General features: G+C 60.2%; 11 protein-coding genes. 7 read left to right on the top strand and 4 right to left on the bottom strand.

From position 1 onward, the window contains the following. Window positions 1-71 precede the first annotated feature (71 nt). Window positions 72-992: a methyltransferase domain-containing protein gene (locus GV035_RS26895; protein WP_236572860.1), complete on the bottom strand. Its 921-nt coding sequence runs from the start codon at window positions 990-992 to the stop codon at window positions 72-74. 62 nt (window positions 993-1,054) lie between these two features. Next, entirely contained in the window at window positions 1,055-1,849 is a 795-nt protein-coding gene (locus tag GV035_RS26890; RefSeq protein ID WP_159838811.1) for a hypothetical protein, read from the bottom strand. 527 nt (window positions 1,850-2,376) lie between these two features. Between GV035_RS26890 and GV035_RS26885 the strand changes: the two genes are divergently transcribed. From GV035_RS26885 to GV035_RS26855, 7 genes are all read left to right on the top strand, one after another. After that, window positions 2,377-2,814 (top strand): hypothetical protein, encoded by a 438-nt coding sequence (locus GV035_RS26885; RefSeq protein WP_159838809.1) that lies wholly within the window; start codon window positions 2,377-2,379, stop codon window positions 2,812-2,814. A 383-nt stretch (window positions 2,815-3,197) separates the two neighbouring features. Continuing rightward, window positions 3,198-4,409: a DUF1173 family protein gene (locus GV035_RS26880; protein WP_159838807.1), complete on the top strand. Its 1,212-nt coding sequence runs from the start codon at window positions 3,198-3,200 to the stop codon at window positions 4,407-4,409. Between the two features lie 55 nt (window positions 4,410-4,464). Continuing rightward, on the top strand, window positions 4,465-4,953 hold the full coding sequence (locus GV035_RS26875) for a hypothetical protein (protein ID WP_236572858.1): 489 nt from the start codon (window positions 4,465-4,467) through the stop codon (window positions 4,951-4,953). Beyond that, the gene (locus GV035_RS26870; protein ID WP_159838805.1) at window positions 4,950-5,267 is read left to right on the top strand and encodes a hypothetical protein; all 318 of its coding nucleotides are present in this window, start codon (window positions 4,950-4,952) and stop codon (window positions 5,265-5,267) included. Before GV035_RS26875 ends, GV035_RS26870 begins: the two co-directional genes overlap by 4 nt. A 54-nt stretch (window positions 5,268-5,321) precedes the next feature. Then, complete coding sequence (locus GV035_RS26865; protein WP_159838803.1) at window positions 5,322-5,714, top strand: DUF7682 family zinc-binding protein; 393 nt, start codon at window positions 5,322-5,324, stop codon at window positions 5,712-5,714. Window positions 5,715-5,835: 121 nt separating this feature from the next. Next, a complete protein-coding gene (locus tag GV035_RS26860) occupies window positions 5,836-6,501 on the top strand; it encodes a Lar family restriction alleviation protein (protein ID WP_159838801.1) in 666 nt (221 codons plus the stop codon). Window positions 6,502-6,575: 74 nt separating this feature from the next. Next, window positions 6,576-6,716, top strand: a complete 141-nt coding sequence (locus GV035_RS26855; RefSeq protein ID WP_159838799.1) for a hypothetical protein — start codon at window positions 6,576-6,578, stop codon at window positions 6,714-6,716. A gap of 117 nt (window positions 6,717-6,833) precedes the next feature. On the opposite strand, the gene GV035_RS26850 is transcribed toward GV035_RS26855, so the two are convergent. Both GV035_RS26850 and GV035_RS29625 read right to left on the bottom strand, forming a co-directional pair. Beyond that, the gene (locus GV035_RS26850; RefSeq protein WP_159838797.1) at window positions 6,834-7,979 is read right to left on the bottom strand and encodes an integrase domain-containing protein; all 1,146 of its coding nucleotides are present in this window, start codon (window positions 7,977-7,979) and stop codon (window positions 6,834-6,836) included. Further along, the gene (locus GV035_RS29625) at window positions 7,976-8,359 is read right to left on the bottom strand and encodes a hypothetical protein (protein ID WP_236572857.1); all 384 of its coding nucleotides are present in this window, start codon (window positions 8,357-8,359) and stop codon (window positions 7,976-7,978) included. The genes GV035_RS26850 and GV035_RS29625 overlap by 4 nt, the downstream gene beginning before the upstream one ends. Window positions 8,360-8,875 lie beyond the last annotated feature (516 nt).

The raw sequence follows: 8,875 nt of genomic DNA, 5'->3' as shown, positions 1-8,875 counted from the left end.
CGCGGCGCCGCCGGTGGTTCGTCGTCTCCGGCGGCTACGCCGCCTCCGGCGGCTACGCCGCCTCCGACTCCTCACCACCGGCCAAAACAAACGTCAACGACCGGCCAAGCTAATTGTCGCCGCCCAGTAACGGCACGCGTGATGAACGGCACGCTGTCATCGAGCTTCTGCAGTCGCAGCCGCGCTTCGCCATAGGACCGTTCCTCGAAATGCAGCCCGAGATTCGGGCCCGGCTCCGCGAGGTCCTGAACTACCGCGCGGACGAAGTCGGACGGGCGATCGCGGTAGCGGTCGAACACCACGACCGCTGTGCGCACGTTCGCACCTTCCAGCTTGAACGCGTCGCCCGGCAGCTCGAACAAGCCCGCGGCGCGACGCTTCAGACTGTCACCCTGCTCGCCGGCGGCCATCGCTTCGGCCGTCGTGAGCGGCAAGAGCGCAACGACGATGTTCGCCGCTTCCAACGCCTGATGTACCGCGTAGTCGTGGCTGAGGGCGCTGGTGTACGCGCCATACCGCCCCCACGTGGTGCATGCGAGCGGCTGAAGATGCGGCGACTCAAGGTGAATCGAGAATGGCGGATTGAGCAACGCGATATCGAAGCGCGCCGGATGGATCTCTTCCATGCCGGCTCGCCGGAACTCGCAGTGAAACCCGGCCTCTTCGAATACCTTCTGACATTGCTCGATAACCTCGGCATGGACGTCGATTCCGTACACGGCATGGCGTTCCGGGTCAGCGTACTGCAATAGCCTGCCGGAGCCTACCGAGTTATCCAGGATGCGGATGCGCCGATCGATTCGCCAGCCGCTCACGAAGCTCCACATGAACGCAGCGATCGCGTCGGGGGTGAAGAACTGCCCAAGGTGCTGCCGGCGTGCCGCTGCCAGCTCGCCCTGATGAGCGATCGACGGCGCCTGCGACCCAAGGCTTCGGATCGCACGCAACGGCTCATACCAGTCGCGCTCAAACGAAAACAGATCTCTCTGCACGGATTTGCTCCTAGAAATAAGAAGACCCGCCGAAGCGGGTCAGGATGAAGAACGGTGGTGGATCAATACCGGTCGCGCGAGGCGAGGTACTGCGCGCCGAACTCGCTGATGAAGAGGGACAAAGCGTCGCCCACGTCGTGGGCAAACTTGAACTGCCACTTGTCGTTGAACATCACGATTTCCAAACCCGGGAAGCTCAACTTGTCGCGGGTGGAAAAAGTGAGGCGGTGAATGTTGAAGTTGCGCAGCTGCATCGCGAGCGCGGTGAACTGGTGCTTCTTAGCGAACGTCGCCAGCCCATCGAAGGTCGAGACGACGGTCTGCTGCGACGAGTAATAGACTTCGCGCTGCCCCTTCGAATGGTACGAACCTTGAGAGGTGACGCGCTTCTCGAGGATGACGGCGCTGCTGGTGCGCTTGATCTCGGTATCCGGCTTAAGCCAGAAGCCGTCGATGATGGCCTTGGCTGCCTGCTCGAACCCGACGCGCTCGCCAGCTTCACCGCCGAACGTTCGCTCGAGGTGTTGCCAGAAGCCGTCCAAGTCAGGGACGTTGTTCTTCCGAAGCTCCTCTTCGATATCGAGGCCGCACCGGTCGAGTTCGCGACTCTGGTCAATCTCGATTCTGCCGCCGGGGGGCGCGAACATGCGGCTCGCCTCCATCACAAGCCGCGAGAGCAGCCGTCGGCAGAACGTGTTGAGCTCGCGCTCGACTTTGTATTCGCTTCGGACTTCCATCGCCGAATACTCGGTCAGCCCGTCCGCGAAGACGTCGCGCTCCGCTTGAACGATAGTGCGATAGGCCTCGGCTGCGGTGGTCTGTGCCGTCTTGAACTGCTCAATCAATTGCGTGTACATGCGTTGCTCCATGAAATGAGCAGGCGCACGCCCGCGATCGGGGACATGCCCCTGCGGGTGAAAAGAAAAGTGGTGATTGTCGGCGGCAGACTGCTATGCGCCTGATGGTCGATGCGCAAGTCGCGCGGGTGATTGCAAGACGATACTCGTCAGGGCACTTGCGATCGCACGCGAAAGACGAGCTTTTGATAGCGCCTCTCGCCACGAGCCTGTTTCTCTTATCCACATTTTCTGTGGTTAAGCCTGGGGATAACTGAGCCGCGTCGCCCCCTTCGCGATGGACGTCGGCACTGGGCCGATTCGACATCAACGCTATCCGGATAGCGTCCGTTTTGAGGAATGACGCATAAAAACATGTAGCTTTCGCCAAGTCGCTTTACATGAGGCTTTCCAAATGACGCCTGCTCGGCTCGATTCGCCGGGAAAAGACCACTGTTTCAAGCCATCTTTCGGAGTGCCGCGCGATCGGTGCCAGACGAGAATTGGCAGACCGCACGAACGTGCACTGACATTGCCCACCGGATGCCATGAAGCTTAGTCACATCCCCACCGTCGCCATCATGTGTGTTTCCGCTGCCTGCTCGGCCGCCGCCATCGGGCTCGTCGGCCAGCAGTTCTTCGTTGAGCGCAGCGCGGGCGAGGTCGTCGTTGATACGGCGATCGTGGAGCGTATGGAGAGCGTCGCTGATGCCATTAACTACATTCCAGACGACAAGAGACAAGCGTTGCTGACTGCTTACGGTTATTCGAGCCGGCAGTCCTTCGATGACGCACTGAGGCGGCAGCGTGGCGATCTCAACCGTGCGTTGAGCAGGCGCGCAACCGAACTCTCCCGTGGCGACGAGAGATTAGCAGCCGTGCTGGCTGCCTGCGCCCTCGCTGCAGTTGTCTCCATCGTCGGCGCCCTCGCGCTTTGCGGCGCAGCGAGCCGTCGGCCGCTGTCACGCGCTGTTGCCTCGGCATGAAGCACTGGCCAGCCCTCATTGAGGGCTTCGTGCCGCCGCGCGCTTCGGAGAAACCTTGCCTTGTGAATCGAACGATGAACGTGATTGTTGTCAGCTTCGAAGATTTCACCCTTGACCCTGCCAGCGCCCGCGCTGACGCAACGCCCGCCGCCGGGTTCCCCGGACAGTTGGCTCGACGCGTTGGTCGGAACAGGCGCTGTCTTCTCACGCGATTACGCGGCACCCGGTGCCCTATCCACCGTTGGACTGCACTTCCCGAGCAGCGACCACGCCGAGCAGTTTTGTCTCAGCGTTCGCGAAGCGGCGAGTCGCCTCGGCACGCGGGCCCACATTCACAAGGTTCCGATCGAGCAAGCGCATTCAACCTGGCGGGGTGAAGAGGTATGACGCTCGTATCGTTTGACGCGCTAACCGTCGCGCTCACAGAGGTCCAGGACAACCCTGCGACGTACGCGCGAGCGCTCGAGCGAGCCAAGAAGACTCCCGGTTACGCCGTCTGTCGCTGCCTACCCGCACCAACCAACGCGCCCTTACGTCTAGTGATCCGTCGTTACGGGTCGCTTTTTCATCTCGCACGGTGGCCGGACGATGGTCACCGGCATAACCCAAAATCTTGCACCTTCTATCGGGCGGCGTCTCAGCCAACTCGAAACAGCAAGGATACGCACGCGGCGATTAGCACCGTCGCCGGTGGGCTAGACGTCAAGCTGAGCACCTCGCTGTCGGTCCGCACCGTCGATCAATCGACGCGGAAATCATCTGGCGGCACATCGGGGGCAGCGTCGCGCCGCGCAGCACCGCTTCTCGGCTTCCTTCAACGAGTATGGGAAGAGGCCGGCCTCAACGAGTGGGCGGGTGCGCCCTCTCGCGGCTGGGGAACCTGCAACGCCCAGCTCGTTTCGGCGCTTGGCGATGGAAAGCTGAACGGCAAACCGATGCAGGACGTGCTTCACGTCATGCGCCGATACGATGATGCTGACGGTTCTTGCGTGCTTGCGGAGTTCCGCTCATTCCTCGATCGTATAACGACCACGCCTGCCAAGTCGGAGCGCGGACTTCTGATCGCCGAACTTCGCAGCGTCGAACCGTCGAGATACGGGTTCGTCGTCAAGCTGCGCCAGACCTATGAGACGTTCTTCGCGTCAAAAGCAGTGATCGAGTCTGCCGCCGATTCGTTTAGACCGGCCTGGGCCATGATCGGTGACGCGAGCGCTCGGGTAGTGGCGCTGGCCGTCATCGAACGGACGAAAGAGGACAACCTCCGGATCATCGACTTGGCGCTGCAACTATGCAACAGCACCTTTCTGCCTTGCGACTCAAGCTTTGAGGTCGCGATGGCGAACCGCCTCGTCGCGGAGCGGCGACGATTTGTAAAGCCCACGCGGCTTGAGCAGGGAGACGCGATGTTGCCCGACTTCAGGCTGACCGATACGGCCGTACCCACAACAATCGAGGTGTACGGCATGCAAGGCAACGCTCAATACATGGCGCGCAAAGCGGAAAAGCAGGCGTTGTACGCGCGCGAAGGCGTGCCATGCGTGGAATGGATGCCGCCCGTCGATCTAGCTTCAGTTCGACTTCCGGCCGCGGCTTGACACGGCACGTTCCCGCGATAGCTTCAGCGCATAACCAACTGCGAAAATCTCTCCCATGGACTCCAACTCCTTCTTCCTCAAGCGCGCAGTCGCGCGTGATGCCGACTGGCAGGTGAGCTATCCGGCGCTGTCGATGGCAAGCGCCATTGACGCGGTCGACGAACGGCGCAAGCAGATCGTTGTCGCAGCCGCCGATGAGACCGACCTGCGCATGGTGTTCTTCAGCTCTCTGGGCGCCATCCTCGATTTCCAGGCTTCGTGGAAAGAAATCGATGCGAGCGCGCGTGGCTGGCTGGCATTCACGATTCGTTGGAATCGGTGGTGGCTGCCGAGCGTCACCGATGCGCACTGGATCGAAAACAATGCATTCGCGCCGACCGACCTGCGTTTCGCGAACAGGGACCTTGACGGCGGACCGACTGACACTGCATCGTTCCGTCGCTATCTGGACGTCGTGGAGTCGCATTACCGTCGCGACGTGACGATCTCGCAGGTACTATTTCCGGATAGCATTCACCGCCCGGAAACTTCACTGCCCGAATGAACCGCGTCATCCCCTTCAAACGTGTTTCGGTCACCGCTGAGAAGAGCGACTCGCGCGCGGGTGGCTGCGCTCATCGCCGCATCAGACTAGACCAACATGATGGCGTCGTGACGTGCACCGATTGCAACGCCACATTGGCGCCTTTCTGGGCGCTGTCTATGCTCTCCGAGCAGTACAGCCTCGCTATGTCGCAGATCGAGCGGCTGTCCGCGCGACTGTCGCTCGCCGACGCGCGACTGCTTGATCTGTCAGCCCAGCTCGACGCGCTGGCCGGGGACGAAAGGCCCTCAAAACCATCATCTACCGAGCCTTGACCGGGCACGAAATGATGGTGCAATAGCCTCATCGGCAACTCATCTAGAAGCATCATGAAACAGACGTTTTCGTGCGGGCACACCGGCAAGGGGAAGTATTGCCACGCGTGCGCAGCCGCTGAAAAGCAAAAAGCTGAACAACGGGCGGCCCTTGAGCAAAAGCGCGCGGCAAAGCAGTCCCGTGCCGACGATCCGATAGACCTGTCCATCGTCCGGCACTTATCCGCAGTCCAACGAGAAGCGAGGGAGCTACTCGGCAAGGTCAGTAGCGGCGTGCACCCGTTCTCGCTTGACGGCAAGTACCTGAAATCGTCAGCCGGCAAAGTTCTATCGGTTCCGGTCGGCCGCTCGTACCGCCTCCTCTTTGACGCGCCCTCGCTTACGCCCTTGCGCCTCGTCAGTCACGAGCAATACAACGCAATCGCGGCGAATCGCGTGGCAGCATAGCCTGAAACCTTTTTGTAAGATCAGGGTTTGCCATTAATTTAGCGAAAGCGTCCGTCGCTATAATGCTCCCCGCCTACACCTTATTCGCCGGCCATCGGCGAGCGCCCTGGACCACGCTGCCATGACTGACGAGCTCTTTCCCTGCGACCATTGCGGCGGAAAATGGTCCTTCGGCTACTCTCACCGGCTGCTCAAACGCCCTTCTGCACCCGCGATTGACTACCTCGACGCCGACGCAAGCGTCGCCCCGGACATGAACGATCTGGAGGCGCGCTCGCTCTATGCGATCCCGCAGGAAAAAGTCTGCTGCGTCTTCTGCGAAGAGTGCGGAATGCAGACGCCGTGGATCCCGATCGGGAACGACCGGCATGCCGCCCTGCAAAAGGCAGGAGAGATCTGGAACGCACGCACTCGGCGCCCAGCCGCTAAGGAAGGTGACTTGCTGAAGCTGGTTCGGAAGGAAATCAGCGCGGTGGATGCACCGTTTCTGATTGACCTACTGGCGAGAACCGAGGGTGATTGGGAAAAGCGCGGTCCCGTTTTTGCCATGCTTGCCCGAAAGATCGTGGACAGCAAAATCACGCTGAGCGATTTTTGGCCGGTCGATACCGTGCTCAACGATGCGGCACGGTATCGGAAGCTTCAGCAACTCGCGAAGCGCGTGTACATTGACGGGATAGCATCCATCCAGTTTCCTCGCATTCCAGCCACGGGCGGCGATGAAGGCAACTTCGAGAACAGCGTCAACCTTGCAGTGGACGACTTGCCGGATCGCAACCGCTGGTGACTTGACTTCGTCGGACGCCGGTCATACTGGGGCTTAACTCGTTTCATCCGATCCGAGGCTCCTAAGGAAGAATCATGTCACCCATCGAATACATCGTTGCCGCCTACCGCCTGCGAAGCAAGCTCGCGCCGCAGATCGCTACCGTGCTCGCACTCGGCGCAATCCTCACGTACCACGCGATCACAAGTCCTCAGCTCAGCTGGCTTTTAGGCTGAAACCTCCACGACAACGCTATCCGGATAGCGTTGTCGCGCGAAGTGTCATAACAATAAGCCGCTGATTCTATTGAGCAAGTTGGCTGTTACAAAGCTTGCCATTTATTCATACCCCCCTTAGCAGGCAAGCTTTTCACATTGCAAAATTCGATATAACGCCGTCCTTGAGATGCCGAGAGCGGCGGCAGCAGCCTTCTTCTCGCCGTTGTTTGCAGCGAGCGCATCGTTGACCTGCTCGATCGTTACCTTAGGCGCTTTCAGCTTCTTCTGGACGGAATAGCTCGACAGGTAAGCACTTGCCTTTTGCTTGCGGCTGTGGCCGGCCGCCTCAACCACCGCTTGCATTGCTTCACAGTGAATCAGTTTGTCCGCCCTTTCGTCGCTTCCTTTAATCGGCGCAGGAACACCGGCGTACTTCGCAAACATCTGTTGCAGGTACTCGTGCCTGAGGCCATGGCTGGTAACGCCCAGACCGGCTTTCGTCACTCCGTGTCGTTTGAGCACCGTGTAGAAGTGGTCCTTCCATTGGGTCTTGGTATAGCCATCCGGGATCGTTGATCCCGTTGTGCTGTTGACGTAGTTTGCCGCTTCTCGCAGAACATCGAGCTTGAAATCGATGGGGACTGTGCGTCCTCGACCTCCCTTCGTGCCATGAACTACATTGAGCCGGCCGTCCTTGCGCACTGCGTCTATTGGCCTCAGCAGGAAGCTTTCCTCGACCCTCAGCCCGAATGCCGACTGCAACTTCATCTGCACGGCAACCACCGGATCGGTCTTCGCGATGCCGTCGATGATTGATGCGGCGTCGAGGCCGTTGCCTTCCCACGATTTGTCCTCCGTCGCAACATAGGACCGGTGGAAGTCGTGCTCGTCCCTATCGATATAGTCCGATAGCTTTCTGACTAGGTTCGGCTTGCCGATCCACTGTGCGAACGCGCGGAAGTACGTCAACTTGTTTTCGATCGTCCCTGGGCTCTGGCCTTTCTTGTGCCAGAGCGTGACGAGGAACTCGATGTGCTTCTCCTTGAGGGCATGTGGCGACTGGAGCGCGAATCCGTTTTCGCGCAGCTCGACGAACGACCGGCAAAGCTTGCGCAGGCGATAGTCCTGCGTCTTGACCGACAGGGGCTTGCTGCTGATTCGCGTACGGCTATGGACGCGGTTCACATTGGCGGTGAACAGCAGGTCGAGCGCCGATTTGAAATCGGCACGGAGCCCCGGGTAGTCAGCCAGAATCCCTTTCACGTAAACAGTCACCGTCATTCTTTAATCCCCGTTTTCTTCTGCTTTTCTCGCGCCGCTAAGTACATGTTCCGGCCCCTCGCAAACGCGCTTGCAAACTCGCTGTTCAGCGCGGCGAGGCAAAGCAGCAATTCGCTCGGCGGCCACGATCCGGCGGCCCAGCCAGCAATAGCCGCGTGCCGCAACGCTCTTCGCCTCGAGCGTGCATCGTCAAATCCGTATCTCGCAGCAAGTCGCCACATCGACCACGCGACCTCGGCTTCGAACATATGGTCGATGCCCGTGAAGATCCTTTTGTATCGCCCACCTTTCCTGTAACCCGTCTCCGAAAGTGACCGACCGACGTTCGCTCGCCGGCCTTCAGCGTTGTCCGGGGCAACCTTCGTGGTTACCGAGTTCAAGGCCGCTCGCCGCGGGAGTTCCGTAGGACTAGGCACCGCCGCGCAGTCGCTGGTACGAATTGCCACGATGACATCAAGTTCCATCCTTGCCTCTAACGCCGGGTCGCAGAGAACGCACGCAGTTGTTTGATGCCTTCAGCACCGCCTTGTCCTCTTGTGAAACCGATTTGACGACCGTGCGCTGCCTTTGCGCGGTGCGCCTCCGTTTGCCGCCGCGCCGAATGCCCTTGGGAGCCTATCCCCGAGTGCTGCCTGCGTTGCACGCTGCGTATCCCCGCCGGGTCTTTCCTTCCTGTCCTTTAGCGATTCCATTCGATAGCCCCGCACGTGGAAGAAACATGCATCGACCGTCCGTATTGCCGCGTGCTGCCAGTTTCACGCTTCGCGTGGTGACCGCCACTGATTAGTTGCCGGTGCGCATCAACGCGGGCCCGCTTCGCGGCACCTCTCGTCGTTGAGTGCTTTTCCCGCTGCTGTCAGCAGTCCAATCGCGCGCTTTTCGCTGCGCGACTCGGC

This window comes from Burkholderia sp. 8Y, assembly GCF_902506145.1.
Lineage (GTDB): Bacteria > Pseudomonadota > Gammaproteobacteria > Burkholderiales > Burkholderiaceae > Caballeronia.
This window is presented reverse-complemented; position numbering and strand designations above follow the sequence as displayed.